23 protein-coding genes and 3 pseudogenes are annotated in these 26,452 nt (G+C 68.9%); 14 read left to right on the forward strand and 12 right to left on the reverse strand.

What is annotated here, in order from left to right:
• Nucleotides 1-2 precede the first annotated feature (2 nt).
• Genes ACFYOY_RS33440 through ACFYOY_RS33450 form a run of 3 tightly spaced genes read left to right on the forward strand, consistent with a single transcriptional unit; the run spans nucleotide 3 to nucleotide 2,631 of the window.
• On the forward strand, nucleotides 3-1,727 hold the full coding sequence (locus ACFYOY_RS33440) for an AMP-binding protein (protein ID WP_388591332.1): 1,725 nt from the start codon (nucleotides 3-5) through the stop codon (nucleotides 1,725-1,727).
• Nucleotides 1,724-2,218 (forward strand): MaoC/PaaZ C-terminal domain-containing protein, encoded by a 495-nt coding sequence (locus tag ACFYOY_RS33445; protein WP_388591225.1) that lies wholly within the window; start codon nucleotides 1,724-1,726, stop codon nucleotides 2,216-2,218. The genes ACFYOY_RS33440 and ACFYOY_RS33445 overlap by 4 nt, the downstream gene beginning before the upstream one ends.
• Entirely contained in the window at nucleotides 2,215-2,631 is a 417-nt protein-coding gene (locus tag ACFYOY_RS33450) for a PaaI family thioesterase (protein ID WP_351901202.1), read from the forward strand. Before ACFYOY_RS33445 ends, ACFYOY_RS33450 begins: the two co-directional genes overlap by 4 nt.
• Nucleotides 2,632-2,721: 90 nt before the next feature.
• Here the strand turns inward: ACFYOY_RS33450 and ACFYOY_RS33455 are convergent.
• Nucleotides 2,722-2,934 (reverse strand): annotated as a pseudogene (locus ACFYOY_RS33455) (transposase); the annotation flags it as partial.
• A gap of 118 nt (nucleotides 2,935-3,052) precedes the next feature.
• Between ACFYOY_RS33455 and ACFYOY_RS33460 the strand changes: the two are divergent.
• Nucleotides 3,053-3,106, forward strand: a pseudogene (locus ACFYOY_RS33460) (hypothetical protein); the annotation flags it as partial.
• A 324-nt stretch (nucleotides 3,107-3,430) separates the two neighbouring features.
• Here ACFYOY_RS33460 and ACFYOY_RS33465 read toward each other — a convergent pair.
• The gene (locus ACFYOY_RS33465; RefSeq protein WP_237510105.1) at nucleotides 3,431-4,255 is read right to left on the reverse strand and encodes a helix-turn-helix transcriptional regulator; all 825 of its coding nucleotides are present in this window, start codon (nucleotides 4,253-4,255) and stop codon (nucleotides 3,431-3,433) included.
• 98 nt (nucleotides 4,256-4,353) lie between these two features.
• Between ACFYOY_RS33465 and ACFYOY_RS33470 the strand changes: the two genes are divergently transcribed.
• Entirely contained in the window at nucleotides 4,354-5,811 is a 1,458-nt protein-coding gene (locus tag ACFYOY_RS33470; RefSeq protein ID WP_351901200.1) for an aldehyde dehydrogenase family protein, read from the forward strand.
• A gap of 68 nt (nucleotides 5,812-5,879) precedes the next feature.
• Nucleotides 5,880-6,680, forward strand: coding sequence for an SDR family NAD(P)-dependent oxidoreductase (locus ACFYOY_RS33475; protein WP_388591228.1), 801 nt, complete (start codon nucleotides 5,880-5,882; stop codon nucleotides 6,678-6,680).
• Nucleotides 6,681-7,169: 489 nt separating this feature from the next.
• On the opposite strand, the pseudogene ACFYOY_RS33480 reads toward ACFYOY_RS33475, so the two are convergent.
• Together ACFYOY_RS33480 and ACFYOY_RS33485 are read right to left on the reverse strand one after the other, a co-directional pair.
• Nucleotides 7,170-8,781, reverse strand: a pseudogene (locus ACFYOY_RS33480) (DUF4158 domain-containing protein); the annotation flags it as partial.
• 181 nt (nucleotides 8,782-8,962) lie between these two features.
• A complete protein-coding gene (locus ACFYOY_RS33485) occupies nucleotides 8,963-9,298 on the reverse strand; it encodes a winged helix-turn-helix domain-containing protein (protein ID WP_351901196.1) in 336 nt (111 codons plus the stop codon).
• A gap of 170 nt (nucleotides 9,299-9,468) precedes the next feature.
• On the opposite strand from ACFYOY_RS33485, the gene ACFYOY_RS33490 reads away from it, so the two are divergent.
• Nucleotides 9,469-10,611 carry an FAD-dependent monooxygenase gene (locus ACFYOY_RS33490; RefSeq protein ID WP_351901194.1) on the forward strand — a complete coding sequence of 381 codons (1,143 nt, stop codon included), beginning with the start codon at nucleotides 9,469-9,471 and terminating at the stop codon, nucleotides 10,609-10,611.
• A 170-nt stretch (nucleotides 10,612-10,781) separates the two neighbouring features.
• Here ACFYOY_RS33490 and ACFYOY_RS33495 read toward each other — a convergent pair whose 3' ends face one another.
• The 3 genes from ACFYOY_RS33495 to ACFYOY_RS33505 all read right to left on the reverse strand — a co-directional run bounded on the left by ACFYOY_RS33495 (nucleotide 10,782) and on the right by ACFYOY_RS33505 (nucleotide 13,698).
• On the reverse strand, nucleotides 10,782-10,928 hold the full coding sequence (locus ACFYOY_RS33495) for a hypothetical protein (protein ID WP_351901192.1): 147 nt from the start codon (nucleotides 10,926-10,928) through the stop codon (nucleotides 10,782-10,784).
• 854 nt (nucleotides 10,929-11,782) lie between these two features.
• A complete protein-coding gene (locus ACFYOY_RS33500) occupies nucleotides 11,783-12,766 on the reverse strand; it encodes an SMP-30/gluconolactonase/LRE family protein (protein WP_388591231.1) in 984 nt (327 codons plus the stop codon).
• A gap of 74 nt (nucleotides 12,767-12,840) precedes the next feature.
• Nucleotides 12,841-13,698 (reverse strand): SDR family oxidoreductase, encoded by an 858-nt coding sequence (locus ACFYOY_RS33505; RefSeq protein WP_351901188.1) that lies wholly within the window; start codon nucleotides 13,696-13,698, stop codon nucleotides 12,841-12,843.
• Between the two features lie 119 nt (nucleotides 13,699-13,817).
• Between ACFYOY_RS33505 and ACFYOY_RS33510 the strand changes: the two genes are divergently transcribed.
• A complete protein-coding gene (locus ACFYOY_RS33510; protein WP_388591233.1) occupies nucleotides 13,818-14,228 on the forward strand; it encodes a winged helix-turn-helix transcriptional regulator in 411 nt (136 codons plus the stop codon).
• Nucleotides 14,229-14,510: 282 nt separating this feature from the next.
• On the opposite strand, the gene ACFYOY_RS33515 is transcribed toward ACFYOY_RS33510, so the two are convergent.
• Nucleotides 14,511-15,536 carry an Lrp/AsnC family transcriptional regulator gene (locus ACFYOY_RS33515; RefSeq protein ID WP_351901186.1) on the reverse strand — a complete coding sequence of 342 codons (1,026 nt, stop codon included), beginning with the start codon at nucleotides 15,534-15,536 and terminating at the stop codon, nucleotides 14,511-14,513.
• Nucleotides 15,537-15,681: 145 nt separating this feature from the next.
• On the opposite strand from ACFYOY_RS33515, the gene ACFYOY_RS33520 reads away from it, so the two are divergent.
• Genes ACFYOY_RS33520 through ACFYOY_RS33540 form a run of 5 tightly spaced genes read left to right on the forward strand, consistent with a single transcriptional unit; the run spans nucleotide 15,682 to nucleotide 20,954 of the window.
• Complete coding sequence (locus tag ACFYOY_RS33520) at nucleotides 15,682-17,187, forward strand: diaminopimelate decarboxylase (RefSeq protein WP_388591334.1); 1,506 nt, start codon at nucleotides 15,682-15,684, stop codon at nucleotides 17,185-17,187.
• Nucleotides 17,184-18,605, forward strand: a complete 1,422-nt coding sequence (locus ACFYOY_RS33525; RefSeq protein ID WP_388591235.1) for a Na+/H+ antiporter NhaC family protein — start codon at nucleotides 17,184-17,186, stop codon at nucleotides 18,603-18,605. Before ACFYOY_RS33520 ends, ACFYOY_RS33525 begins: the two co-directional genes overlap by 4 nt.
• A gap of 50 nt (nucleotides 18,606-18,655) precedes the next feature.
• Complete coding sequence (locus tag ACFYOY_RS33530) at nucleotides 18,656-20,266, forward strand: D-aminoacylase (protein ID WP_351901180.1); 1,611 nt, start codon at nucleotides 18,656-18,658, stop codon at nucleotides 20,264-20,266.
• Between the two features lie 37 nt (nucleotides 20,267-20,303).
• Entirely contained in the window at nucleotides 20,304-20,636 is a 333-nt protein-coding gene (locus tag ACFYOY_RS33535; RefSeq protein WP_388591237.1) for an ATP-binding protein, read from the forward strand.
• Between the two features lie 33 nt (nucleotides 20,637-20,669).
• A complete protein-coding gene (locus ACFYOY_RS33540) occupies nucleotides 20,670-20,954 on the forward strand; it encodes a hypothetical protein (protein ID WP_388591239.1) in 285 nt (94 codons plus the stop codon).
• Here ACFYOY_RS33540 and ACFYOY_RS33545 read toward each other — a convergent pair whose 3' ends face one another.
• The 3 genes from ACFYOY_RS33545 to ACFYOY_RS33555 all read right to left on the reverse strand — a co-directional run bounded on the left by ACFYOY_RS33545 (nucleotide 20,955) and on the right by ACFYOY_RS33555 (nucleotide 24,314).
• Nucleotides 20,955-21,821 carry a site-specific integrase gene (locus ACFYOY_RS33545; protein ID WP_388591241.1) on the reverse strand — a complete coding sequence of 289 codons (867 nt, stop codon included), beginning with the start codon at nucleotides 21,819-21,821 and terminating at the stop codon, nucleotides 20,955-20,957. It lies immediately after the preceding gene.
• A 201-nt stretch (nucleotides 21,822-22,022) separates the two neighbouring features.
• The gene (locus ACFYOY_RS33550; protein ID WP_388591335.1) at nucleotides 22,023-23,132 is read right to left on the reverse strand and encodes an MFS transporter; all 1,110 of its coding nucleotides are present in this window, start codon (nucleotides 23,130-23,132) and stop codon (nucleotides 22,023-22,025) included.
• Nucleotides 23,133-23,525: 393 nt separating this feature from the next.
• Nucleotides 23,526-24,314, reverse strand: coding sequence for an SDR family NAD(P)-dependent oxidoreductase (locus ACFYOY_RS33555; RefSeq protein ID WP_351901173.1), 789 nt, complete (start codon nucleotides 24,312-24,314; stop codon nucleotides 23,526-23,528).
• A gap of 63 nt (nucleotides 24,315-24,377) precedes the next feature.
• On the opposite strand from ACFYOY_RS33555, the gene ACFYOY_RS33560 reads away from it, so the two are divergent.
• Nucleotides 24,378-24,761, forward strand: a complete 384-nt coding sequence (locus ACFYOY_RS33560; RefSeq protein WP_388591243.1) for a MerR family transcriptional regulator — start codon at nucleotides 24,378-24,380, stop codon at nucleotides 24,759-24,761.
• Nucleotides 24,762-25,456: 695 nt separating this feature from the next.
• Here the strand turns inward: ACFYOY_RS33560 and ACFYOY_RS33565 are convergent.
• Nucleotides 25,457-25,888, reverse strand: a complete 432-nt coding sequence (locus ACFYOY_RS33565) for an integrase core domain-containing protein (protein WP_388591245.1) — start codon at nucleotides 25,886-25,888, stop codon at nucleotides 25,457-25,459.
• Nucleotides 25,889-26,452 lie beyond the last annotated feature (564 nt).

The raw sequence follows: 26,452 nt of genomic DNA on the forward strand, positions 1-26,452 counted from the left end.
GCATGTTCGTGACACCCGCGGTCGACTGCCACCGCGAGCGGGACGGTTCGCTCGTCCTGCGCTCCCGTGTCCCCGCGGGTACGCCGACACCGACCGTCCTTCACTGGCTACGCCGGTTCGCCGGCGAGACACCCGACGCCGCCCTGCTCACGGTGGCGGCCGCCGCGGACCGCACGGCATGGTCGTACGCGCAGGCATGGGAGGACGTGACCCGGGTCGCCGCCTCGCTGATGCGGGGCGGTCTGCGCGGCGGGGACCGGGTGGTGGTGCTGGGCCCGAACTCCATCGAGCACCTGACCATGCAGCTGGCCGTGATGCTGGCGGGCGCCGTGGCCGTACCCGTCGCGCCGCAGTACGCCGGCCCGGAGGCCGATCGCCGCAAGCTGACAGACCTCCTCGCCCTGCTCCGGCCGGCCCTGGTCTGGGCTTCCGACCAGGAGCGCGCGTCGCTCCTGGCGAAGACGCTGCCCGGCGGCGCGCCCAGGGCCCGCATCCTGGTCGGCCGTCCGGCTGTGCAGGAGCTGCGGCAGGCGACCCGCGACGACACGGCGCGTCCGGCACCCGAGGACATCGACCCCTCGGTCCCGGCGAAGATCCTCTTCACCTCGGGTTCGACCGGTAAGCCGAAGCCGGTGGCCTACACCCAGACGATGATGACCACGAACATCCGGATGACGGTCGACGTCTGGCCCTTCCTGACCAGTCATCGCCCCGTGCTGGTCGACTGGCTGCCGTGGAACCACGCCTTCGGCGGCAACGCCAACGTCAATCTCGTGCTGTCCCAGGGCGGAACGCTGCACATCGACGAGGCCGCAGGCCGGCCCGATCGCCTCGGCGTCACGATCGAGAATCTCCGCCGTCACCGGCCCACCTTCCACGGTGCGGTTCCCGCCGGGTTCGCGGCGCTCCTGCCCACGCTGGAGGCCGGCCCGAGCTTTCGCGCCGCGTTCTTCGGCCGCCTCGACGTCATGTTCAGCGCCGGTGCCGCCATGCACCCGAGCGTGTTCAGACGGCTGTCGGACCTCTCGGCGACAGTGCGTGGAACTCCGGTCCCCATCGTCACCGGTTGGGGGTCGACGGAGGTGGGCCCCGGAGCGACCATGGTGCACGCGCACGGAGTCGGCCCGGACTGCATCGGGACGCCGCTGCCCGGGGTGGAGATTGCGCTCCGGCCCGTCGCGGGCAAGCATGAACTCCTGGTACGCGGACCCTGTGTCGCGGCCGGATACTGGGGACAGCCCGAGCAGAGCCGCCAGGCGTTCACCGCGGAGGGCTGGTACTGCTCGGGCGACGCGGGGGAACTCGTCGACCCGGCGGCACCCGAACGCGGGCTGCGCTTCACCGGCCGGATCGCCGACGACTTCAAACTGGCCAACGGCACCTGGGTCGACGCGAGCGGTATCCGGGCCGGTCTCCTCGCCCGCGGCGGGGGCCGGCTGCGCGACGTCGTCGTGGTCGGCGCCGACCGGTCCGCGCCCTGTGTGCTCGTCTGGGCGGACAGCCGTGCCGCCGAACCGTTCGGGGAGGACGACCTGCGGCTGCTGCTGGACACCTACAACCGGGAAAACACCCGGCCGAGCACCCGGCTCCTCGACGGGGCGCTCCTGCGTCCCGAGCCGGAGGGCGACGAGGTCGGCAACAAAGGACAACTCGTGCGCGGCGTCGTCCTGGAACGCCGCCAACCACTCGTCGACCAGCTCTACGACCGACGGAGGACACAATCGTGAGGATCGGGAACCCGGTCAGGACCCTGGCCGCGAACAGCGCCGCCGACCTGCACGCACATGTGAACACCGAGATCGGTGTCAGCGGCTGGACCACGCTCGAACAGGACGACGTGCTCGGCTTCGCCGCGCTCACTCATGACCGGCACTGGATCCACACCGATCCGGTACGTGCCCGTGCGGAGGCCGGCTTGGACGATGTCCTCGCCCACGGGTACCTGGTGCTCTCCGCGCTCACGGCGCTGACCAACCAGTGCTTCACCATCGCCGGGGCCACCAGGTGGACGAACTACGGACTGGAGCACACCCGATTCACCGCACCGGTCCTTCCCGGCGACGAGTTCCGCCTGCGCCTGACTCTGGACTCCCTGGCACCGGGCCCGGCCGCGACCACAAGGCTCACTCTGGGGTGCCTGCTGGAGCGGCGGGCGGACGACCGACGGTCCGCGATGGTGACGAGGTGGATCGTCCTCGTGGAGGAGGCAGGAACATGACCGGGATCCCCGAGGGCTTCGTCCCACTCGGCCAGGAGGGCACGTTCCTCGGCCACGTCGGCGGCCTGACCTGGCGCAGGACCACCGACCGGACCGACATCTGCGTGCCACTTGCGCCGCACCACCTCAACCCCAACGGCACCGCGCACGGCGGTTTCCTCATGACCGTCCTCGACATCACGCTGGGCGCCACGGTCGAGTCCTTCCTCGGGACGGATCCCGAACGCCATCCTGTGACACTCCAGTTGTCCTGTTCGCTCCTGGCTCCCGCTCGCGGCGGTGAGTTGCTGTTCGGCGAGGCGAGGGTCGATCGGTCGACACGGACGGTCACGTTCGTGTCCGCTCGGCTGCACAGCGAAGGGCAAACGGTCCTCACGGCGAGCGCGGTGTTCCGCAACCCACCGTCGCGGTGACCGTCGGCGAGCTCGCCGACCGGGAACGACCGTGGACGTGGCAGAACAGCCGCTCCGGCGAGCAGGCCGCGTCCGAACGCAGCCACGGCACAGGATGCGGTCCCAGGCGCCATCAGCGGTCCATCTGCGAAGGCGCTCGTGCAGAGTCTTCCATGGCCCGTGGCGTTCGGGCGCATCCCTCCAGGGCGCGCCGGTGCGCAGTTGCCAGAGGATGCCGTTGACGACCTGCCGGTGGTCCCGCCACTGTCCACCCCGTCCGGAGGAGGGCAGGAATGGTTCGATCAACGCCCACCGCTCGTCGATGAGTTCGTTGAGAGCAGCTCGGACGGGACAGAGGTGACAACGTCACCGAACGCGGGGCCACGCAGCACTCGGCACGCCGAGTGAGTAGTGGCCAGAAGGACGACGGCGTCGGGAAGCGGTGCGGATACAGGCGGCGGAGCTGTTCGCTCAGCAGGTCAAACCGCCCGAGGTGGCCCGGCAGCTGCGTATGAGTGTGAAGTCGGCTTACCAGTGGCAGCAGTTGTGGCTACCGACGCGCTGCTTTCGCGAGGGCCGAGCGGGGGCCGGTGTCGCCTGTCGCCGCGCTGTCTGGAGAAGCTCGCCGGGTATCCCGGGCAGGGGCCGGCCGACGAGGCCCCCTGGATTCTCTCGGTCCAGATGCTTCAAGAGCGGGGCGATAAGTTCGTCCATCGCCTCTCAGCCTAACGACCTCGGGAAGCGGGGCCCCTGTGTCTCGCGATTGCACCTCTGTCGTCGACCGATCAGCGACATTCACAGGACACGGCCTAGACCCGGCCTAGACCCACTGCTGAAGGCCTATGGTGGCCGCCAGGTCCAGCTTACTGCGGGCGTCCGTGTCGGGGCGCGGCAGAAAGACCACGAGGCGCAGGTCTGCGGGCTGGATTGTCAGGACGCTGGACTCGAGGGCGATCTCGCCGACCTGAGGGTGCACGACGATCTTGCGCGCACTCTGGAGGTCGCCCACGGTCGGTTGGGCCCACAACGACAGGAAGCGGGGGAGACGACGCAGCTTCGTGACGAGCGCCGCCAGGGAAGGGTCGTACGGGTAACGGCTGGTGGTTGCGCGCAGGTCGGAGACGAGAGAACTCTCGAACGCGTCCCGTTCGGCCTTGGTCAGCCGCAGTCGTCCGGGTCCCGGCCCGAACTGGGACAGCATGAGGTTGCGGCCGTCGTCGCCGGAAGAGCTCGGGTCACCGAAGGTCGCCGCGAAAAGTGGGTTCCAGTGCAACAACTGCCAGGCAGCGCTGTAGACAGCCAGCGGGTTGACGGCGAGTTGTTCCATCAGCCGGTGCAGGCTCGCCGGGATCAGCTGAGGAATCCGGTCCGGTCCCGCGGCGTGGCCGGCCAGGCGCATGAGGTGTGCTTGTTCGTCGTCGGACAGCTGAAGCACGCGGGCGATGGCCGTGCAGACCTGAGGAGAGGGGGTAAGGGAGCGACCCTGTTCCAGGCGTTCCACGTACTCAGCGGAGATTCCGGCCAGCATCGCCAACTCGCCGCGGCGCAGACCGGCGACGCGGCGGGGAGAGTTGTGAGGGATTCCGGCGGCTTCCGGAGTCAGGCGTTCGCGCCACGCGCGCAGGACTTGCCCGAGTTCGTTCATGTCTCCATGTTCCCTCAAACTCGTCTCAGGGTCGTACTGGCGGTACGACGAAGATCTGTGCCTTCCTGCAAGCTCACCGCGATTGCAGGATCGACGTCATGAACACCATCGCGCAGCACTGGATCAACGGACAGTGGACCGGCTCCGGCTCGGTTCTGGAATCAATCAACCCGGCCGACGGCACAGTCGTCGGCTCGTTCTACGACGGTGGCGAGGCAGAGGCTTCGGTCGCCGTGGACGCCGCCGCCGCCGCGTTCGCGACCACCGAATGGGCGCGCACTCCCTCGCTTCGGGCGACCGCACTCAGCCGGCTGGCCGACGCCCTCGAGGGCCGGGTACCCGAGGTTGCGGCCATGTTGTCCCGGGAGAACGGCAAGCTGCTGGGAGAGACCATGTGGGAGGTCGGCGGTGCGGTCGGGTGGCTGCGGTACGCGGCGGCGTCTGCGCGCACCCAGAGCGCCGGGCGCGCCGCCGAGACGGCACCCGGCCAGTACACCCACTCGGTGCCCGAGCCACTCGGTGTCGCCGGGATCATTTCTCCCTGGAACTCCCCCATCATGCTGACCGTGCGGGCACTGGGCCCGGCGCTGGCCGCCGGCTGCACCGCCGTGGTCAAACTTCCGGCTCAGACGGCGCTGACCAATGAGCTTTTCGCACAGGTTCTGGCCTCGGTCGCCGAAATTCCGGCGGGCGTGGTCAACGTGTTCACCGAGTCCGGCAACACCGGGGCCCCGTTCCTGGTCTCCTCGGACAAGGTCGACGTGATCAACTACACCGGCAGTACGCCGGTCGGGCGCCAGATCGCGGCCGCAGCCGCCACCACGCTCAAGCGGCTCGGTCTGGAACTGGGCGGCAAGGCTCCGATGGTGATCTTTCCCGACGCCGATCTGGACATGGTGATCCCGACCGTGGTGCAGTCGCTGGTGCTGATGAACGGGCAGTTCTGCTGCACCGGCTCCCGCGTACTGGTTCACCGGGACATCGCCGACCAGGTGCGCACTCGGCTTACCAGCGCGCTCGCGCAGGTGCGGCTCGGCTCGGGCGACGACGAGAAGGCCCAGCTCGGCCCGGTGATCGACCGGGCGTCCGCCCAGCGGGTGGACGCGATCGTCGAGGAAGCTACCTCGTACGGCACGGTACTGCTGCGCGGCGGTGTGGTCACCGACGGTCCCTTGGCCGCCGGTGCGTTCTACCGGCCGAGCCTGATCGAGGTGGACCGCACCGATGTCCGGATCGTGCAGGAAGAAGTTTTCGGTCCGGTGCAGACGTTCGAGATCTTCGACGACGAGGACGACGCCGTGACCAAGGCGAACGCCACCATCTACGGTCTGGCCGCCTCGGTGTTCAGCTCGGACTCGATGAAGGCCCGCCGGATCGCCCGGCGCATCCGCACCGGCACCGTATGGATCAACACCTGGGGAGCCATCAGCGAGGACTTCGAGGAGGGCGGCATCAAGGGCAGCGGTTACGGCTATCTGTGCGGCCCGCGAGCGATTGAGGAGTTCCAGGCCCTCAAGGTGTATGTGGAGCAGGACCACACCCAGTCCGCTCACTGATCAGATCATGACCTGGCCCAGCGCCCACCTGGGCGCCGGGCCTTCCCCCTGCAAGGAAAGGTGGCACCATGGCGTCGATTCTGATCACTGGAGCGACGAACGGTCTTGGTCTCGCTCTGGCCGAGGAGCTCGCAGAGGCCGGGCACCAGTTGCTTCTGCATGGTCGTGACCCGCAGCGATTGGCGCCGATCGCGCAGCGTCTCGGGGCCGAGGAATATATCGCCGACCTGTCCGCTCTGGCCGAGACCCAACGACTCGCGGCCGAGGTGGCAGCTCGGCACGCCCGCCTCGATGTGCTGGTCAACAACGCGGGCGTGGGCTTCACTTGGAACGGCACCACCCGAAGCATGTCAGCAGACGGATACGAGCAGCGGCTGGCGGTGAACTATCTGAGCCCTGTGCTACTCACCCGGGAACTACTGCCACTGTTGCGCGCGGGCAGCCCATCGCGCATTGTCAACATCGCCTCGGCCGCGCAGGAACCGATCGACTTCGACGACCCGCAGATGCTCAAGGAATTCACCGAGGTGCGTGCCTACAGCCGATCGAAACTGGCGATGATCAACTGGACGGCCGATCTGGCCGAGGAGCTGGCTGGCACCGGTGTCACCGCGAACAGTGTGCACCCAGCGACATTCATGCCAACTTCGATTCAGAGGAACTCCGGCGCTGAGGCTCAGGACACGCTGGAATCCGGGATCGCAGCGACCCGGCGCCTGATCGAGGCACCCGAACTGGCCGAAGTAAGTGGCCGCTACTACTTCAAGGGAGAGGAGAAGCAGCCGTCCCATGAATGGACGCTCGCCCCAGAGTATCGCCGCCGACTCACCGACCTGACCCAGCACCTGCTGACGTCGGCCGGGGTATGACTTCCTCTCCGCGTCCGGGACAGGTACGGAGAGGATGTCAAGGAGAGATGAGGCCAGCGGTCCTTGGGACCGTCGTTCTTCAACTCAGCGACCTGCGTTCGGAATGATCTGCGCGGCAATATCCGTGCTCGACACGGATACGGCGTGATGGGTGTGGCTTGCGCTGGCGCTCGTGTATCTGCTCGTCCCAGTCCGGGGCGTTCTTCTTGAACTTGCGGTGTGGTGGTGTCACCACCCGGCCACCGGCCTGGGCTCTGCGCCTGCCGAGAATGTCATCCGCCCTGGTCGGAGGCCTGCACCGCGCTCCACAGTCACCGGCCTCGGTCGCTTGAGTCGGCTCTCTCGCGTAGTCGGTGGGCCACGCGTCATGATGATCGGTCGTGCTGCTGCGACTGGCTTACCTAGGTGCGACGAACGCGTTCAGCAGGTCGCCACAGGGCCCGGACACCGCGTATTTCCCGCACGTCTTCACCAGCGGGTGCAGCGGCCCAGGGACAGGCCCGCGAGCGCGTCCGCGCGCATCGCCTCCCACCGCGGCCCGTCCAGCAGCCGGGCGCGCGGGTCCGCCCACCGGTTCGACGGGGAGGCGAGCACATCGCGCCGGTTCAGGGCGCGGTGCAGCCGCTCCATGACGCACACCACGTACGCGTCGCGGTCGACCGCGCCCCGCGGCAGCTTGGCGTTGGAGAACACCGCGCGCTTCCACATCGCTGGCACCAGCTCGGCGTCGACTTCGCGGGGCAGCAGCGGCCGGTCCTTGACCCGGCGCCAGGACAGCGCGGGCAGGCCGCGCACCGCCTTGAGGATGCGCCGCCCGGCCGGGGCAGCGCCCAGCGCGTCCGACTCGCCCAGCAGGGACAGGAACGGGCGCACGGTATTGTAGCGCAGGGCCAGTTTCTCGCGCATCGCCGCCTCCGCCGACCCGTCGTCCTCGGGCACCAGGGCCTCGACGGTCGCCACCGCGCCGGCCACCGCCGTACGCGGCACGGCCTCCTCGACCGCCGCCCACAGCGCGGCGACGTCCAGGTCCGCCTCGTGCTCGGCGACCAGGTCCAGCTCCTCGACGAGGATCTTCGACGCCTTCGCCAGGATCCGGGCCGCCTTCTCCAGCCGCGGAAGCATCGCCAGACGCCCGGTCCGACGCCCACCGCGCGGGGCTGATCAACCGGTTCACCATCAGCACCGCGAACAGATCCAGCGCGTCGTCCACCGCCTGCGCCTCCAGCTGCCGCACCACCGCCGTCAGCAGCGCGGTCCGCCGCGGATCCGGCGCCCGCTCGATCGTCTGCGCCTTGCTCAGCTGCCCGTACCGGGCCAGCGCGGACAGCCGGTTCACCGGCACGCGCGACAGGTTCACCCGGCCCAGCGCGAACGCGGAGATCTCCTCCACCCGCTCCATCGCCCGCGCCATCGCCGTGCCCGTCGACTTCACCGGCGGAGTGCGCAACCGCTCCAGCTCCGAGACCCGCCTGCCCTCGGGCACCACCAGCAGCTCCGCCAAGGCCGGCGCGAGCGCCGCATCCGCCCGGACCGTCGCCCTGGCCACCGCCTCGTACAGGCGCCGCTCGGCCGCCGTACGGGCCTCCGACACCTGCCGGGCCAGCACCGAGACACCCGGCAGCAGCAGCCGGTTCTTCCGCAGCCACGTCACCGCGTGGTTGAACAGCGCCACCGGCCGCTCGGCGTGCGTCCACGCCCGCCCGTACAGGAAGCTGCGGAACTCCCGCCCCCACTTCCGGTCGGTGAAGTCCCGGTGCTTGAACCGCCTCTGGATCTCGTCCGCGTGCTCGTACACCGTCGAGCGCCGCTCGGCGTACCGCTTCACGCACGAGGCGTCCGCGATGCCGAGCTGCCCGGCCAGGTACTCCACGGCCTCCCACGGCACCGCGAGCGGGTCCTCGCCCAGGAACCGGCCGACGTAGCGGACCGTGCAGATCTGCACCGCCATGCCCAGCCGGTGCGCGTCCGTACGACGCAGCGCGATCAGATCACGGTCGTCATCGTCGAGGAAGAAGAACCGCTCCAGCTCCGGGCGCGTGGGCACCTCGGAGAACGTCCCGTACGCCTCGGCCTGCTCATCAGTCAGAAACTCCACCGGCACGAGGCGGACCGTAGCCAGCGCCGGCACCCGCTCGACGGTCTTTCCGTGAACCTCGGCGAGGCCGCGGGACGGTGTGCTAGCCGACCATGATCAATCTCGCCGGGATTTCCTGCACGCCAACTACTCACACCCGCAGTCGAGCTCGCGGCTCAGGGCCGACTCGGACTCCCCTCCGGTGTACTCAGCGAGGGGCGGTACCGCCCGGGGGCTCTGTTCCCAGGAGCGCGAGCAGCCCGGGAAACCTCTTCTCGATGTCCGCGCGTCGTAGTCGGATGCCCTTGCGGTTGCCGTAGTCGATCTCGTCAATGAGACCTGCCTCGCGCAGGACCCGGAAGTGGTGGGTCTGGGTCTGCTTCGAGATCGGAAGATCGAACGAGTTGCAGCCCCGCTCGCTGTCGCTGCGGTCGGAGGCCAACTCCGTCATCACCGAACGACGGTGCTCGTCGGCGAGGGCGCGAAACACCGCACCCAGATCGAGCGCATCGGCCTCCGGGCCCATCCGGTTCCTCCCGGCCACGTGGCACCCCCTTCAGGTACGACTTGAATCGTACCTGAAGGATGTGCTCCACTGAGGTACGAAATCGTTCGTACCTTGGTCCGGTTGTGCTGCCCCGTGCCGCCGCCCCCTGAGACCCGGCCCGGCACTCGCCGGGGACCTGGTCATCGACACTCCGAGAGGTCATCGTCGTGAAGAAGCCCGAAGTGCTGATAGTCGGTGCCGGAATTGCAGGGCCCGCACTCGCGTACTGGCTCTCCCGGAATGGATACCGGCCGACGGTCATCGAACATGCCCGGCAGCTGCGCTCCGGTGGTAGCGCGATCGTCGTGAAAGGGCCCGCCATCCCGGTCGCCCAGCGCATGGGCATCCTCCCGCAGCTCCGCGGGCTCGCCACCCGCAATCGGTCGCTGACCCTGCTCGACCCCGGCGGCAGGCGAATCCTGCAACTCCCGCTCACCTCGGACAAGGCTCCGACGGTCGAGGTGACCCGAGCCGACCTGTCCGAGGTGCTCCACCGGTCGGCGCAGACCGAGGCCGAGTTCTTGTTCGACGACACGGTCACCGCTCTCGACCAGGACGGAGGTGGGGTCGACGTCACCTTCCGGCGGTCCGCGCCACGGCGCTTTGACTTGGTCGTCGGTGCCGACGGGATGCACTCCACCGTACGGCGCCTGGTATTCGGACCCGAGCGGCAGTTCGTGAGCGACCTGGGCCTGTACGGCGCGACCGTCCCGCTGGAACCCGACGCCATCGAGGACCCGAGCGAGATGACGATGCTGACCGTGCCGAACCGGATGCTGGTCGTCCACCCCTCGCGGACCACCCCGCTCGCGATCTTCACCTTCCGGGCCGCACAGCCGGCGTCCCACGACCGCAAGAACATCGCCCTTCACAAGCAGACCGTGGCCGACGCCTACGCCGACGTCCGGTGGCGGGCACCGGAACTCGTGGCGGCGTTCCTCGACCACCCGGCTCCGTTCTTCGACCCCCTGACCACCGTCCGGATGCCCTCGTGGTCCAGCGGACGGGTCGTACTGCTCGGGGACGCGGCGGCGGCGACAGCCCTGCTGGGCGACGGGTCCAGCATGGCGATGGCGGGCGCGTACGCCCTCGCAGAAGAGCTCGCCGCCCATCCCGGTGATCACGCCCGCGCCTTCGCCGCCTACGAGTCGCGGCACCGCCGTGAGGTAGGCCCGCGGCAGCGACGCGTCGGTCTGCTCTCCAGGCTCATGGTGCCCCGCACTCGGCCGGGCCTCGCGGTGCGCAACACGGTGGGCCGCGCGGTCGGTCGCATGAGCCGGATCACCTCTCGCGAAGCCGCGAACCGGTAGACCGGGTCCGCACTGACCGGTCATCGGTCGGTGCGCAGCTCCGCGGCAGCTCTCAGCCGGGTCGGCGCCGCCATGTCCGACGAGCCCGGCTCCGCGTGGTAGGTCATCGCCGATGCGGGCCGGTGATTTCCCTCCATGGCCTCATGTTGCCGACCCGCTCGCGGCCCGGGTCAGGCAGCTTGGCCGAGGCCGACGGCGGTCAGGTCCTGGTCGCGGAGCTGAGTGAAGTCGACGTCGAGCTTCGGGTCGTTGCCGGACGCCGGGCCGAAGCGCTGCCACCAATCCACCCCGATCCCCATCAGCGAGCGCTCCGGCATCCTGGCCTTGATCTCCTGCTCCAGGCGCTTCGCCGAGGGGCGCTGGCCCTCCGAGCGGTGCGGCTTCAGCGACGGGATGCCGGTCTCGGGGTCGATGACCAGGCCCTCGTTGTCCGGGTACCCAGCATCCGCCGCCGCAGCGGCCGCGGCGAGCTTGTCCTCAAGCTGCCGGCGGAAGGAAACCGCATCGAACGCGGTGGTCTCGCCCTCCTCGCACAGGCCGATACTCGCCGCGGGCGTGTCGGTGCCGCTGGGCGTGCGCGAGCGCGTCCAGTACCCGCCGGTCCTCGGACGTTTCGGGGCGGTCGGGCGTTTGCCTGAACGTGGAAGACCCGTACCCGCAGGACAAACGCGGCAGGATTACCGCCAAGGGCGGACAACCGAACCGAGTGGGTTCACTGGCAGTCCGACACCGCCCAGTTCCTGCCCCGCCTCGGCGCCCGGCGCACCTGCGGCTCGCTGTTCCTCACCGGCCGCCGGGCCCGGCCGGTGCTGCCTGAGTCCTTGCGGAGGCGAAGCTGTTGGACGACCGAACCGTGCTGAACGGGATCGTGTCCAAGTTCCACACGGGCACGCCAGGCGGGATGTGCCCGAGCGGTATGGCCGTGGGCCACTTTGCACACCTGGTTTCGCCGGTGGGCTCTGGACGGCACCTTCGAGCGGATGCTCCGGGCGGCCCAGGCTCGGGCAGATGCGGCCAGCAGTATCGGCTGGCCGGTGTGGGTTGACTCCAGCGTCGTGCGAGCCCACCAGCATGCTGCCGGAGTCCGAAAGGGGGCTCTGCAGCACCGGCCTCGGACGCTCCTGAGGTGGTCTGACCGGCGAGATCCGCCAGTGCTTGCCCGCGTCCTGGGTCAGCGCAGCGGCAGGCTTTCGAGGGTGAAGGCCGGGCTGGTCTGCGGATCGCCGTACAGGAAGGTGTCCATCTGGGAGTTGGTCACCAGCAGCCGGTTTCCGCTCACCGCGACGCTGGTGGTGGTGTCGGCCCCGGGGTAGGTGAGGGTGGAGACGACGGTGGCCCGGGTGCCGTCGCGGGACAGCCGCACGGTGTCGATCTCGTTGTCCGCGGATCGGGCGATGTAGAGGGTGTTCCCTCGTCGTGCTATGCCGTCGGCGCCGGTCAGGGCCGGTGCGGCGAGCTTGCGGATCTCGCCGGTGGCGAGGGTGAGGCGGTAGAGCGCGCCGCTGTACCAGTAGCCGATGATCAGCGACTTGCCGTCGGGGGTGGTGACGACGCCGTTGCCGTTGGACTGGCCGGCCACGTAGTCCGGCAGGCGGTAGGCCACCTCCAGGGTCCGATGGGCGCCGGTGGCGGAGGTGTTCACCTCGGCGGCCGGGATCCGGTAGACGACGGCGCGGAAGGAGTCCGTGATGTAGACGTCCCCGTCGGGGGTGACGGTCGCGTCGTTGACGAGGGTCGACTCGCCCGTGTCGGGGACGGTGTAGGAGGAGACAAGCTTCCCGGTGTTCGTGTACACGAAGAAGCGCCCGGTGAAGGCGCCGGCGACCAGCAGGCGGTTGCCGGTGGTCTTGATCCCGGTGGCCTGGGTACGGTCGTCCTGGCCGCCCGGCAGGAAGGGTTGGAGCGTCGTCGCTCCAGGGCGCCCGCGGTAGACGGTGCCGTCGGCGGTGCTGGTGGTGTAGACGTAGTGGCGGTCGGCCGCGACGCTCTCGGGGAAGGCCCGGCTGCCGTTGACCGTGATCGTGTGGCCGTTGCCCCCGCAGTCTTGGGCGAACGCGGCAGCGGGAAGTGCGAGGGCCGCCAGAGCAGCGGACGCCGTGGTGAGAGTAAGGAACGAACGCCGCCAAGTGGCGTGGGCGGTGGTGCGGGTGGACATCGTGAAGGACCTTTCCCCGGGTGACCGAAGGGATGTGGACAAGTGGGAGAAGCGAGTCGGTGGCCGGCGGCCTGTCAGCGCAGTGCGTCGGTGATCGCGTCGGCCGGCGGTGTGGTCGGCCGTCCGATCAGGCACCGCAGGTCACCGGAGGCGGTGAACAGCTCGCCGCGGCTCATGCCGAGGTCGGCGTCGACGAGGACGTGCGCCAGCTCGGCGGGCAGGCCGGCGTCGGTCAGCACCTGGGCGAGGGCATCGGCCGTGAGGTCGATGTATGTGATCTGCTTCCCGGCGGCGGCCGAGATCGCCGCGGCGAGCTCGGCCAGGGTGAACGCCTCGTCGCCGCCCAGCTCGTACACTCCGCCGGCATGGCCCTCGGTGGTCAGCACGACCGCTGCGGCGTCGGCGTAGTCGGCGCGGGCCGCGGCGCTGATCCTGCCCTGGCCGGCTGCCCCGACGACGACTCCGTTGCGGAGTATCAGCGGGAGTTGGGCGGTGTAGTTCTCCAGGTACCAGCTGTTGCGCAGCATCACGCTGGGGATGGCGCGCTCCCGCAGGTACTCCTCTGTGGCGCGATGGGTGGAGGCGAGGACCGTGGTGGCCGTGTCCGCGTGCGACATGCTCGTGTACGCCACCAACGACACGCCTGCCGTCACCGCGGCGTCGATGGCGCGGCGGTGGTTGGCGACCCGCTCGTCCACGGTCGTGGTCGATATCAGCAGCAGCTTGTCCGCGCCCTCGAAGGCCGCCGCGAGACTGTCCGGCTCCGCAAAGTCGGCCCGGCGCACCACGACGCCGCGGTCGGCGAAGTCCTTGATCCCGGCGATGTCCCTACTGGTCGCGATGACGTCCGCAGCCGGCACTCCGCGCGCCAGCAGTGCTTCGACAGTGAGCCTGCCCAGCTGACCGGAGGCTCCGGTGACAACGAGCGACATGAGGTCTCCCCTTCCTGCCGCGGACCCTTCCGCGGCACGAACCCCAGGGTGACCTGCTCACTCTCTTCTGGTAAGGAACCACTTTGCGGTAAGGTAGCAACCTGGAAGAAAGTATCGAGGTGAGCAGTGTGGCGACCGCCGAGGATGTGATCGAGCCCATACCGTCATGGGACCCGTACGCGCGTGGCTGCCCATCGCGTGACGTGCTCGACCAGATCGGCAGCAAGTGGGCGGTTCTCGTACTGGGCGAACTCGGCAAGCACGGAACGTGCCGGTTCACCCAACTGCGGCAGCGGCTGGCGGGAGTGAGCGAGAAGATGCTCACCCAGACGCTGCGCACCCTCGAACGCGACGGACTGGTCCTGCGGACGGTGTACCCGGAGGTGCCGACCCGCGTGGAGTACGAGCTGACCCCGCTCGGCCAGACGCTGCGAGGCCCCCTGAGAGCGCTCACGGAATGGTCGGTGCGGCACATCGAGGAAGTCCTCACCGCTCGCGAGGAGTACGACGGCCGCGCCGGAAAACGCTAGTACTGCAACGACTTCTGTTGTGATGGACGGGAATGACCGGCGGCTCGACACTCACCGCTTCACACGCCCGTCATCGGTGTTCATCACGACACCATCGTCCACACCCCGTCTGCAGATTCGGCGGCTGTCTCCCTGTGCCGCTTGCAGCGAGGACTTTTCGAGCGGCACAGGATGACATCGGCCGCAAGATGACGCCCGCAGAGGACGCAGCCGAGGACTCTGCCGGTGCGCCATGGCTCCGCTGCCGACTGGGCCGGGCAACCGGCCAGCACGATCCGCCTGTCAGGACTCCGCCAGCACCTCGACATTAGGCGCCACGTTACCGATGCTTCGTCCCTCAGCATCCAGCAGCCGGCCCATCTGCTTGACGGTATGAAGGACGGTGGCCCGATCGACGATGGTCACATGGGAGGAGCGTTCAGTGATAGCCGCCTCCAGCCGCGGCAGGTCGCCGAGCGTCCGCAACCACACCATCAACAGCAGGTTCCGGCCCCCTGTCAAGCCGCAACATAGCCGGACGTCCTGTAGCGCGGTCAGCGAGCGCGCCGTCGACTCCAGATGCTGCGGCGGGACGCTCGCCCAGCACACCGCGGTCACCGGCCAGCCCGATATGGACTGCGCCACCTCACAGCGCAGCCGCAGCAGCCGACTCGCGAGCAGCCGTTTGACGCGGCGGCGCGCGGTGGGCTCGCTGATCCCGGCACGGTCGGCCAGCACGGTGAACGGCATGCGGCCGTCCTCGTGCAGCAGCCGGTACAGCTCCTGATCCGTGACATCCACCCGCGCCCCGCCCACTGCCGCGGGCCGCGCCTCGAGCGACTCGAGCACGTGCTGCTGCGACCGCTCCAGACTGCGCAGCCTCCACCGGCTCGCCTCGCTGTATCCCACGGTCCGCATCTCCACTCGGGACGACCGCACACCGGGCAGGCGGTCGATCGTGTGGCGCACGTAGGCGGACACCGCCGCAGGCGTCCGCAACGCGATCACGACCAGTAGACCGTAGGGGCCCGTGAGGTGGTGGACATAGCGGACGGGACGCTCGGCGCTGAGCGCCGCCGCCACCGCTTCCAGCCGCCCCGGACCGCACTCGATCTCGATGTAAGCCATGCAGAAATCACTGTGCAGCGCCGGCCCGGCGACGCAGGTGACCCAGGCCAGTCCGCTGTCGCAAAGGCGCGCCCAGCGGCGCGCGACCGTCATGGGGTCCAAGTCCAGGGCCTGCCCCAGTTGAGCCCAGGACGCGCGCGGGGTGACCTGCAGCGCGTTGATCAGCGCCAGGTCTCTTTCGTCGACGATATCCTGCGCCATTCCCCGTCTCTATCACATGGTTGCGTGCGCGCCTACCCGCGTTCAATGTGCAGACGTGACGATTTCGAGCGTATGTGACGACTTCTCGCGGAGTTCCTCGACTCTGGTGCACGCCACGGGTGCTTCGGAGGAGGTCGCGATCGACATGTATGCGCACAACGACGAGAACAGCGGGGAGGGACGCGTCAGCGGCACGGGCGTGTCCGGGACGTACCGCCGGATCGATCCCGGCCGACGCGACGGGGTCGTCCGTGAGGCGGTCCGCACAGGTCTGATCGGCGCCGACCACCTGGTCACGGGCTTCTTCGACGCTGACGGCGTCCGGGAGTCCGTGCGTGACCTGCGGGAGGCGTTCGGCGATGCCCCGGTCCTGCATACCTTCGCCGCCAAGGCTGCGTCCTTGGTCCCGGTGCTGCGGCTGCTCGCCCGGTCCGGCATGGGATGCGAGGTCGCCAGCCCCGGTGAGCTGGCGCAAGCCCTTGCTGCGGGTTTCTCGCCGGAGCGCATCGTCCTGGATTCACCGGCCAAGACACAAGCCGAGCTGACGCACGCCCTCTCCCTGGGCGTAGCGGTCAACGCCGACAACTTCGCCGAGCTGGACCGGATCGAGACGCTGCTCTCGGCAGGTAACAGCTCCTCGGTGTGCGGTTTGCGGATCAACCCGCAGGTCGGCACCGGGTCGATCGACGCCATGAGCACCGCGTCACTGAACTCCAAGTTCGGTGTTCCGCTGAAGGACACCGGCGCCCGGCAACGCATCCTCGGCGCGTTCGCCGCACACTCCTGGCTCACCCGAGTGCATGTGCACGTAGGTTCGCAGGGATGTTCCCTGGAACTGATCGCCGAAGGGGTGCGCGCCGCGTACGAACTCGCGGAAGAGATCAACACCGCTGCGGGCCGGCGGCAGGTCACCAGCCTGGACATCGGCGGCGGCCTGCCGGTCAACTTCGACGACGACGAGATCCGCCCGTCCTACGCGGACTATGTCGAGCAGCTGAGGACCAGTGTGCCGGGGCTCTTCGACGGACGGTATTCGCTGGTGACGGAGTTCGGGCGCTCGCTCGTGGCCAAGAACGGCTTCATCGCTGCGGTCGTGGAGTACACCAAGGACACCGGCGGCCGCCGGATCGCGTTGACCCACGCAGGAGCCCACATCGCGACCCGCACCGTCTTCATGCCTCAGGCGTGGCCGCTGCGGGTCGGGGTGTACGACGCCGAGGGGCGGCCCAAACGCGGGACGCCGCGTGTGCAAGACGTTGCGGGACCGTGTTGCTTCGCCGGTGATCTCGTGGTCCGCGGAGGCGAACTGCCCGAACTGGAACCGGGGGATGTAGTGGTGCTCCACGACACCGGCGGCTACTACTTCTCCACGCCATGGTCGTACAACAGCCTCGCCCGACCCGCCGTGCACGGCTTCACCACGCAGGGACCGGCCGTACGGTTCGCCACGGTCCGCCCGGAGCAGTCCCTTGAGGAGATCCTTGCCGAGAGCGGCGTCGGCCAGGCGGACGCCCTTCTCTCCCTTGGCCGGCCGGACGCCACGACACCGGCCTTCGGCCCCCCCGTCTCCTTGACCGGTCCGCCCAGCCCGCCAGATACCACGACCAACGACCGCGATGACCACGAGGTCTGGAGCGCGCCATGTCGATGACCGAGAAGCCCCCCGCTGTCGCGGCCGCGCCCCGGCACGGCCGCTCGCTGCGGACCGTCACGCAGTACGCCATCGCGGGGGCCGGTCTGATCGCCGCGCTCGTGCTCGGCTTCCTGGTGCACACCCCCACGATCTGGGGTCTGCTCCCGATCGTCCTTTATGCTGTGCTCTCGCTGTGCGGCATGAATCTCCTGCTGGCCACCGTGATCTCCCTGCTGGCCGGGGTCGTCCTCGCGCAGCGTCCGCCCACCGATGTCGGCATCCTCCTTGGGAGCGCGCTCGGTGACACGGTGACCGTCATCGGTGTCATCTGCCTGCTGGGCTCCGGCCTGGGGGAGGTACTGCGGCAGACAGGAGCCGCGGACCTCCTGGTCCGCGGCGTCATGCGCGTGGTCCGGCGGGACAGCCAACTGGCGGTCCAGCTCGGCGTGATGATGTCCTGCCTGCTCCTGGTCTTCGCGCTCGGCACGCTCGCCGGTGCGCTGGCGATCGCGGCGCCGATCCTCATCCCCATTACGGCACGTGCCGGCTTCACACGCTCAGCGACGGCCAGCATGATGTTCCTGGGCGGCTGTGCGGGGCTGGCGCTGGCCCCCTTCGCCGGGTCGAACATCGCGATCCTGGACGCCTCCGGAGTGGAGTACGGGACCTATGTCCTCGTTGCCGCGGGCCCCCTCGCCCTCCTGTCCCTGCTGCTCTCGATGGTCGTCGTGCCGCGCGTGCAGCGCCGCTCGGCACTCGGCGGCGACGACTTCTACGAAGACGAGCTGACCGGAGCGGACGAGCAAGTCCCCGGGCCCCATACCGTGCGCGCCACTTGGGCATTCTCGGTAGTCCTCGTGGTCTCGGTCGCCTACGCCACGATGAGCAAGGGAGGCACCGCCTTTCCCCTGTTGGCCCTCCCAGTGATGGCCGTGGTCACCGCCACAGCCGGCGGATTGTCCGTGAGGGGCACCATCGACGCGCTCTGCCGCGGCGCGGGACGCATGGTGGAGACCTTCCTGCTGTTCTGGATACTCGCCGCGTTCTTCCAGATGGTCAACGAACTCAAGCCGTACGACGTCCTCCTGGACTGGTTCGGCCCGCAGCTGCACGACCTGCCGGTGCTGTCGTTCGCCGTAGCGGTGGCGCTGCTCGGTTGGCTGGGCGTCCCGGGCGCTACCGCCGCACACGTGGTGCTGCTGAACAAGGTGTTCGGTCCCCTCGGCACCAGCATCGGACTCACCCCCGCCACGTGGGCCGTGACTTACCTGTGGGCTTCCAAAGCCGACACCTACGGCCCTTTCCCCAACCCCAACATGATGTCTGCCCTGGGCTTCGCCGAGGCCACCCGCCTCAAGACGCTGCTGTCGGTCGGCTGGCAGGTACTGATCCCCGCAGCGGTCATGTACGGCCTGATCCTGACGCTGCTGGTCTGAGACGCCCGCCCCGAATCCCGCATCACACTTCGCATGTAAGAGGAGAAGAGTTGTACGAGTTCGATGTGGTCGCCGTCGGAGGAACCGTCGTGGACGGCACCGGAGAGCCCGGGCGGCGCGCGGATGTCGGCATCCGGGGCGACAGGATCGTGTTCGTCGGCGACACCCCGCCCGGCGCCACCGCCCGCGAGACGATCGACTGTGCCGGCCAAGTGGTCGCACCGGGCTTCATTGACCTGCACTCGCATGCCGACTTCACGATACGTGATGCGCCCGCTGCCGAATCCTGCATCCGGCAGGGCGTGACCACCATCGTCACCGGCAATTGCGGCACGTCTCCCTTCCCGATCAACCCCGCGCGGCGCCACGAACACGACACGACGCTCGCCCGCGTAGGCAGCCTCAGCGCCGAGATGCCGTGGGAGGACTTCGACGGCTTCGCCCGCGAAGTGGAGGCGGCGGCCCCGTGCGTCAACCTCGCGGCGTTGGTCGGCCACGCAACCCTCCGCATCGCCGCCCTCGGTACGGAGCTGCGCCCCCCGGCAGCCGATGAGACGGCCACCATGGGCACGCTGCTCGCCGAAGCCGCCGAGCAGGGCGTCTTCGGCCTCTCCACCGGACTGATCTACGCCCCCGGATCGTTCGCCGGCACCGACGAGATCGTGAAACTCACCACCGAGGCACGACGGGCCGGACTCCTCTACAGCACCCACATGCGGGACGAGGGAGATCACCTCATCGATGCCGTCACCGAGGCCATCGAGACCGCCCGCCGCAGCGGCGTTCGCCTGCAGATCTCACATCTCAAGGCCATGGGCCCGGCCAATCACGGCAAGGTGCGCGAAGCGCTCACCCTGATCGACTCCGCAGTCGCGGAAGGTCTGGACGTGGCGTGCGACGTCTACCCGTACGCGGCGTCCTCCACCCGGCTCACCTCCCGGCTGCCCGACTGGGCGCTGGACGGCGGTCTGGAAGCGCTGCTCACACGGCTGGAGGCCCGGGATACACGCGAGGCGATCGCCGCCGAGCTGCGCGCCAAGATCGGACGTACCTTCCTTCCCGAGGGCACCGTCCTCGCCGCCATGGCTCCGGGCCGCTACTCGGAGTGGGTGGGCTCCTCCATCCGAGAGATCGCCACCGCCGAGGGTCGTCACCCCGCTGAAGTGTCACTCGACGTGCTGCGCGACCACGGAGGGCAGGTGTGGATCGTCAACCACGCGATGTCCGAGGCCGACGTCGACACCGTTCTGCGTCACCCGAACAGCGCTGTCGTCAGCGACGGGTGGGAACTGGACCTGACTGGCGGCGGACACCCGCACCCGCGCCATTTCGGAGCCTTCGCCCGCACCCTGGCGCAGTACACCCGCGACCGCGGTGTCCTCACCCTGTCACAGGCCGTGCGCAAGATGAGCACGCTTCCTGCCGCACGCCTCGGCCTCACCGACCGCGGCACACTGGCCGAGGGCATGGTCGCCGACATCACGGCCTTCGACCCCGTCACGATCGCCGACACCGCCACCTATGAGGCACCGCTCTCCTACGCCCACGGTGTACGCAATGTCCTCGTCAATGGCAGTCCAGTGCTCCGTGACGGCGTGTTCTTGGCGAACCGGCCGGGGAAGGTGCTCCGGAAGAAGCCCTCGGGGCCGACCGCGTACTGAGCACGGTGGCCGAGCCGCGCGTTCCGAGGGAGCGAGCATGGGTGAACATGAAGGCGGCTACCTGAGAGATCTGCTGGAGGCCGCGCGCGACCGGGCCTTCGTAGGCCGGATCGCGGAACTCGCCCTCTTCCGAACCGCGTTGTCCAGCGCCCCCGGATCCCGCCCCGTCCACTACCTGCACGGTCCAGGAGGAATCGGCAAGTCGACGCTTCTGCGCCGGTTCGCGTGTGAGGCCCACCGGGAAGGGCGTCCGGTGGCGGAGGTGGACGGCCGAACGCTCATCCCGACGCCTCAGGGATTCACCGCGGCCGCGGGGAACGTGATCGGGGAACCGGGCGTGGTGCCGCTGGTGGACACCATCGAACGCTGACAAGGCCTGGAGCACTGGCTACGTGAGGAGTTCGTGCCCGGCCTGCCTGCGGGCAGTGTCGTGGTGATTGCCGGGCGCAGACCGCCGGACTCCGACTGGACGTCCGACCCCGGGTGGGCGGACCTGCTCCACGTCACGTCATTGCGGAACCTGACTCCCAAAGATGCCGTGCGGCTGCTGCGTGCGCGTGGCCTGAGGCCGGAAGTTCACCAGTCACTGCTGTCCTTCACCGGTGGCAACCCCCTTGCCCTGACGCTCGCGGCAGCGGTGGCCCTCCGGGACGGAGCAGCAGCCGACTCCGGCTGGAAGCCGAGCTGATCATGCCCGTACTCGGGCGATCACAAAGCCCAAGGTCAACCACCGTACGGCAACAAAGACACCCATCAGGGCGGAACCGTCGGTGTTCTTCCGCTCGCTCGGGAACAGCGGGGCGCCGGGCCGGGTGTGGTCGTCGTCGAACTGGCCCCACACGTCCTCGATGAACCACCGCAGCGTCCGGTCGGCACCGTTGATCAGCGGCACCATCCGCTCGCGAGGCCCCGAGCCGCGGGTGCCCTTGCCGTGGCGGACGGGGAGCTTGCCGAAGCGGCCCAGGTCCCACTTGATGTCGCCCAGGTCGAGGCCGCACGCCTCGCTCACCCGCAGGCCGACCTGGGACATCAGCTTCGAGGCGGTGTAGTTCCGGGCGGTTGGGGCGAACTTCCGGCAGGTCGCCAACCCGCTGCCCCAGCCGGTGAACAGCGTCCCGATCTCCGACCCACTCGGAGGGATCCGCAGTTGCGCGTCCTTGGCCCCGCGCGGCCGGTTCATCTCCTCGATCGGGCACTCGACCACCCGGCCGGTCATCCGGTGGACTTCGACCTTGTGCCGCAGCTCCAGGAACATGAAGTACGTGCCCAGTGCCTGTGACCGGCCCAGCCGAGTGCCGCTGGGCGAGTGCCGCAGTACCTTCCCGACGTACACGTCCGCGTCGGCGGGCTCCATGTCCCACAGCGGCCGGCCGAACCAGGACCTGATCTGATCCAGGTGCCCGATGTCCCCGCGGGTGGTGCCGTCCGCCAGCCCTGCCGAGGCTCTCGCCAGGACGAACCCGGACAGCACGTCGGTCTCGAACCGTCCCAGTTCCTCCGCCGACGCTGGCGCCCAGTGCTCACGCAGGTCCCGTACGACTGCCAGCGCCGCCAACCCGAGCCTCCTCGCCTTCGGCCCGACTGTAGATCGGTCGGACGAGATGAGAATGCTTCGAGAATCCCGAAGTTACGTCACAAGCCAGCAGAGCACACGAAGGAGGAAGAAGCCCCTGGCCACCAGCCCGGGGAATCAGCGTGGCTCGGGAGAACTCACGGGATGTCGCACATTCCCAGTTGGGGTGACGTTCTTCCGTTGTCACGGCCGGGAGGAAGCCCGCCCGCCCAGTAGCACCGCGCAGGACCCAACAGTCAGCAGTCCACCGGCGAGGAAGGTGCCCCGCACGTCGGCGAACGACAGGACGAGTCCCCCCAGCGCGGCGCCCGCAGCGATGCCAGCGTTGTAAGCACCGGAGTTCGCCGCGAGTGCGATATCCGTGCGACCCGGTGCGCAATGCAGCATCTCGTTCTGGGTGGTCATGAACACCGGCCCGAGCGCACCGCCCATCAACACCAGGAAGACCACCGCCGCCACCGGATCGGTGCCCGCCGCGTACAAGCCGAGCATGCCCACCGCCTGCGTGGCCACGGCCGTGGCCAGCGCAGACTGCGGAAAGCGATCCAGCAGCACCCCGGTGACGCTCACTCCGGCCAGACAGGCAACACCGAACACCACGAACAGGGCGCTGACCGTGCTCGGGGAGAACCCGCTCACGTCGCCCAGGAACTTCACGATGTAGGTGTACCCCGCGAACGCCCCGGTGGCAGACAGAGTGCCGGCCGCCAGCACCGTCCCGAACCGACGGGCGTCGGGACGCGTTCCGTAAGCGGCGGGCTCTTCTTCCGGACGCGAGGTCGGCAGCAGCATGGCAATCGTCACCAGAGAGAAGAGGCCCAGACCCGCCAGCATGGCGACGGGCACCTCCCAGTCGCTCTGCTGTCCCAGCCAGGTCCCAGCGGGAACACCGACCACCAGGGCGAGTGAACCGGCGACGGACAGTGCCCCGACCACACGGCCCCGGACCTCGGGCGGGAACAGGCCCACCGCGACCGGCCCCATCACGGCCCAGAACAGCGCCTGGGCGAGCGCGGTCAGCAGCCGCGCCACGAGGAGCAGCCAGTAGGAGGTGGCCAGGGCCGCGACCAGGCTGGATACGACGAGCGCGGCAAGCAGTCCCGTGAGCACATGACGTCGAGGCACGGCCCGCACGGCGTGGGCGAGCGGCACAGACGCCACGGCCACCGTCACGCCGTAACCAGTAACCAAGAGACCCACCGCCGACACCGACACCCGTAGGCTTTCGGAGATGAGCTCCAGGAGACCGACCGGGAGGTTCTCCGCAGTATTGAAGGTGAAGGCGGCCAGCATCAGGGCCACAAGCACAGCCAGTCTCCGCCATGGAGCCGGTTGCCCCGTGATCGCGCGGCCTCGTCCTGCCCTCGCCCCTTGCTCCTGATCCGTGGCACCACCCATGGCGGTACCTCACCGGGCCCACTGGGCCCACCGCAACCGGATTCATCCGGCGTACGTGGGTGAGCAGCAAGCGTGGCCCCTCGGGATCGCGACACGCAGCGGAAGCTAGATCGATCAAGAGTCATCGAGCTTCAAAGTCGCATCAGTTAGCCGAGGCACGATAGGTGTCGCCAAGGCAGGCTCGCTGTCACTTCGCGTCGGAGACTCAGCGTGCTATTGGCAGGGATGTCTGCCACCACCGTGCTGCTTCCTGGTGGGGCGTCATAGATCCGGGACGGGCGCGGAACTTCAGTTCCCGAGAGCCGCCTTGCGCAGGGATCGCTCCGCGATCCGGGCAGCCGCTGACGCGGGCAGCAGGCGACCGAAGACGAAGGTCTGGAAAGTGTTGAGACGGCCGTCGACGACCGCCGGGCCCCGGCCGCGCAATGCGGACATGACGGTGTCCGCGACGGAATCGGGCCCGCGCTTGCCCGGCATGCGCCGTGTGTTCATCGCAGTGTCGGTCGGACCGGGGCTGACCGCCACGACCCGCACCCCCGTCGCCCTCGTCTCGGCCCACACCGCCTGGGTGAAGGACAGCACGAACGCCTTCGAGGCCGCGTAGGCGGCCACATACGGAGCGGGCGCGTACGCACCGGTGCTCGCGATGTTGACGATCGCCCCCCTCCCCCGCGCGACCATGGCGGGCAGCAAGAGCGCCGTCAGCTCCGCCACCGCACCGGCATTGAGGTCGACCAGGCCCCGCACCCGCACGGGATCGCCGTCGGCGACCGGCCCCATCAGGCTGGCTCCGGCATTGTTGACCAGCACGTCGACCTCGGTTCCCGCACCAGCCAGCCACTCGGCCAGCCGGGAAGGAGCACCTTGGTGCGACAGGTCCAGAGCGAGCGTCGACACCTGGGCCCCGTGCTCGGCGCGCAGCCGCTTGGCCGCCGCCTCCAGGCGTGCGCCGTCCCGTGCGACCAGGACCAGGTGCATGCCCTGCCGGGCCAGCCGCTCGGTGATCGCGGCCCCGATGCCGGTCGCGGCGCCAGTCACGACCGCAGTTCGCCGCCTCGTCTCTTTTTTCGTCTTCATGCTCAGAACGGTAAACTTTGACATCAACGTCAATGTCAAGTGTGGCTCGGTGGAGGAGACGGCGTGCGCATCGGAGAACTCAGCAGGGCCACCGGGGCCAGCACCCGTTCGCTCCGGTACTACGAGGACCAAGGGCTGCTCTCCAGCGACCGCCGCTCCAACGGATACCGGGAGTACGGCGAGGAAGCCGTACGCCAGGTCGCCTTCATCCAGGACCTCTACCGCGCGGGACTGCCCTCCCAGATCATCCGGGACATCCTTCCCTGCACCGCACCGACACCGCCCGCAGGCGAGTGCACACAACTCCTGGCCCGCGTCCGGCAGGTCCGCGACGAACTCGCCCGCCAAGAGCAGCAGATCGCTCAGCGCCGCGAGATGCTCGACCGGTACCTCTCGGGCACGGCGGCCCCCGCCGGCCTTGGCGGCCAACCCCACTGCTCCGCTTGAGGCGACTGAAACCTGGCGCAGGCAGTTGGTGTCATTCCGATCAAGCCAGGAAAGCCTGGCACTGATGCGTCATCCCGGCGAACTGCGAGACGGCTGAGCGCCGGGGCCGATGACACCCGTCATGCTTCGCGCGCTACTGGTGACAGGAAGCGTGCCGATCTGGTGACACCACCGTGCTTCACTCGGCCAAACTCGCAGGTCACCAAGTGCTGCCGGTGACAACTATCGTGCTTCGACTCAATCAGCTTCGGCAGCCCAGGACACGAATGGCCAACTATCGCTGCACATGGCCAACTATCGCTGAACGTGTGACTGAGCGCCGTAGTTGGCGCGTCCGAGCGCCGTAGTTGGCGGGCAGGGTAGCGCCGGGACCATGGCTCTGCTCCCGATTCGGGCGAAATCGGCAACCGCGTGTTTCGTGAGCGCTGTGCTGGGTCCATGGGGCCATCAGTCAGTACCTGCGAGGTCGGGCTCGGGCCGGTGTGGTCGCACACCTGTGGACTGGATGATCTTCTGGTTCCGTACCGCGTCAATGCTGAGGCGGCCGGGCGGCTGGAGACAGGCCCACAGTGGTCGCGACGGTGGACAGCGGCATGGAGGACGGCCCAGGCGGATGTGCTCTGTACGGTGCGCGAACTCGATGCCGTGCCCCCGGTGCAGACGGTGCCGGTCCGTCGGTTTGCGTGGCGGCCGAATCAGCGCCACCGGCCTGGGCTGAAGTACATGCACTCCACGTTGTAGTGCTCGGCATACGTGGTGAGGACGGTGCGCAAATGTCGTTCGCCGGTGCTGAGGAGGCGGTCGGTGCACTCGGTGCGGGCTGTGCGTATCCATCGTTCGGCGAACGCGTTGGACCATGGGCTCTGCGGCGGTGTTGGGATGACGGCCGTGCCGTTGCCGGCGAAGACGGCGTCGAATGCGGCGGTGAACTTGCTGTCCCGGTCACGGATGAGGAATCGGAAGCGCCCGGCCCCGTCGCCGAGGTCCATGAGCAGATTGCGGGCGAGTTGGGTGACCCATGCGCCGGTAAGGCGTGCGCTGACGCCCAGGACATGGACACGCCGGGTGGTGATCTCCATGACGAAGAAGACGCAGAGTCGTTCGAGGAAGACGGTCTCCACGTGCATGAAATCGCAGGCGAGCAGCGTGTGGGCCTGTGAGCGCAGGAATGAGCGCCAGGTCCGCTGGGAGGCGCTGCGGCGCGGGCGGTAGACCGGAACGGCGCAGGACGCGCCGGATCGTGGCAGCGGCGACCCGATGCCCGAGCCGTCGGAGCACGCCTTGGACTCTGACGTACCCCCAGGTCGGGTTCTCCCGCGCCAAGCGCTGGATGAGCGCGACCGTCTCTTCCGGCAACGGTGGCCGACCGGGGCCGACCGCCGTCTGGCGCCACTTCCAACGCACCAGACGCCGGTGCCAGGTCAGCAGCGCGCCCGGGGTGACCAGCCGATAGCGGCGCAAGGCGGATGGCAGGTGCCGCGCGAGAGCGGAGAGCACGGCGCGATCAGCCCACGAAAACCGCGGCCGCTCGACCTGCCGGCGAAGCACAGCGACCTCATGACGAAGCACGAGGATCTCAGCATGGTTCACGGCGATCGACCGGCCCAGCAAGAGGAAGCAGCCCAGTAGTCGAGAGAAGCTCAGGTAGAGCAGTCGCAGACCCACAATCATTGATCACGCCCACACGTAGA

The sequence above is a fragment of the Streptomyces sp. NPDC007875 genome (genome assembly GCF_042868035.1).
Taxonomy (GTDB): Bacteria; Actinomycetota; Actinomycetes; order Streptomycetales; family Streptomycetaceae; genus Streptomyces; species Streptomyces antimycoticus.

What these genes read in the sequence shown, in the direction of transcription:
- ACFYOY_RS33465 (WP_237510105.1), bottom strand. Translation starts at nt 4,255, where the DNA reads ATGAACGAACTCGGGCAAGTCCTGCGCGCGTGGCGCGAACGCCTGACT.
- ACFYOY_RS33515 (WP_351901186.1), bottom strand. Translation starts at nt 15,536, where the DNA reads ATGGCGCAGGATATCGTCGACGAAAGAGACCTGGCGCTGATCAACGCG.
- ACFYOY_RS33475 (WP_388591228.1), top strand. Translation starts at nt 5,880, where the DNA reads ATGGCGTCGATTCTGATCACTGGAGCGACGAACGGTCTTGGTCTCGCT.
- ACFYOY_RS33525 (WP_388591235.1), top strand. Translation starts at nt 17,184, where the DNA reads ATGACCGAGAAGCCCCCCGCTGTCGCGGCCGCGCCCCGGCACGGCCGC.
- ACFYOY_RS33500 (WP_388591231.1), bottom strand. Translation starts at nt 12,766, where the DNA reads ATGTCCACCCGCACCACCGCCCACGCCACTTGGCGGCGTTCGTTCCTT.
- ACFYOY_RS33440 (WP_388591332.1), top strand. Translation starts at nt 3, where the DNA reads ATGTTCGTGACACCCGCGGTCGACTGCCACCGCGAGCGGGACGGTTCG.
- ACFYOY_RS33555 (WP_351901173.1), bottom strand. Translation starts at nt 24,314, where the DNA reads ATGAAGACGAAAAAAGAGACGAGGCGGCGAACTGCGGTCGTGACTGGC.
- ACFYOY_RS33535 (WP_388591237.1), top strand. Translation starts at nt 20,304, where the DNA reads ATGGGTGAACATGAAGGCGGCTACCTGAGAGATCTGCTGGAGGCCGCG.
- ACFYOY_RS33550 (WP_388591335.1), bottom strand. Translation starts at nt 23,132, where the DNA reads ATGCTGGCCGCCTTCACCTTCAATACTGCGGAGAACCTCCCGGTCGGT.
- ACFYOY_RS33565 (WP_388591245.1), bottom strand. Translation starts at nt 25,888, where the DNA reads ATGCACGTGGAGACCGTCTTCCTCGAACGACTCTGCGTCTTCTTCGTC.
- ACFYOY_RS33505 (WP_351901188.1), bottom strand. Translation starts at nt 13,698, where the DNA reads ATGTCGCTCGTTGTCACCGGAGCCTCCGGTCAGCTGGGCAGGCTCACT.
- ACFYOY_RS33450 (WP_351901202.1), top strand. Translation starts at nt 2,215, where the DNA reads ATGACCGGGATCCCCGAGGGCTTCGTCCCACTCGGCCAGGAGGGCACG.
- ACFYOY_RS33470 (WP_351901200.1), top strand. Translation starts at nt 4,354, where the DNA reads ATGAACACCATCGCGCAGCACTGGATCAACGGACAGTGGACCGGCTCC.
- ACFYOY_RS33520 (WP_388591334.1), top strand. Translation starts at nt 15,682, where the DNA reads ATGTATGCGCACAACGACGAGAACAGCGGGGAGGGACGCGTCAGCGGC.
- ACFYOY_RS33495 (WP_351901192.1), bottom strand. Translation starts at nt 10,928, where the DNA reads ATGCCGGAGCGCTCGCTGATGGGGATCGGGGTGGATTGGTGGCAGCGC.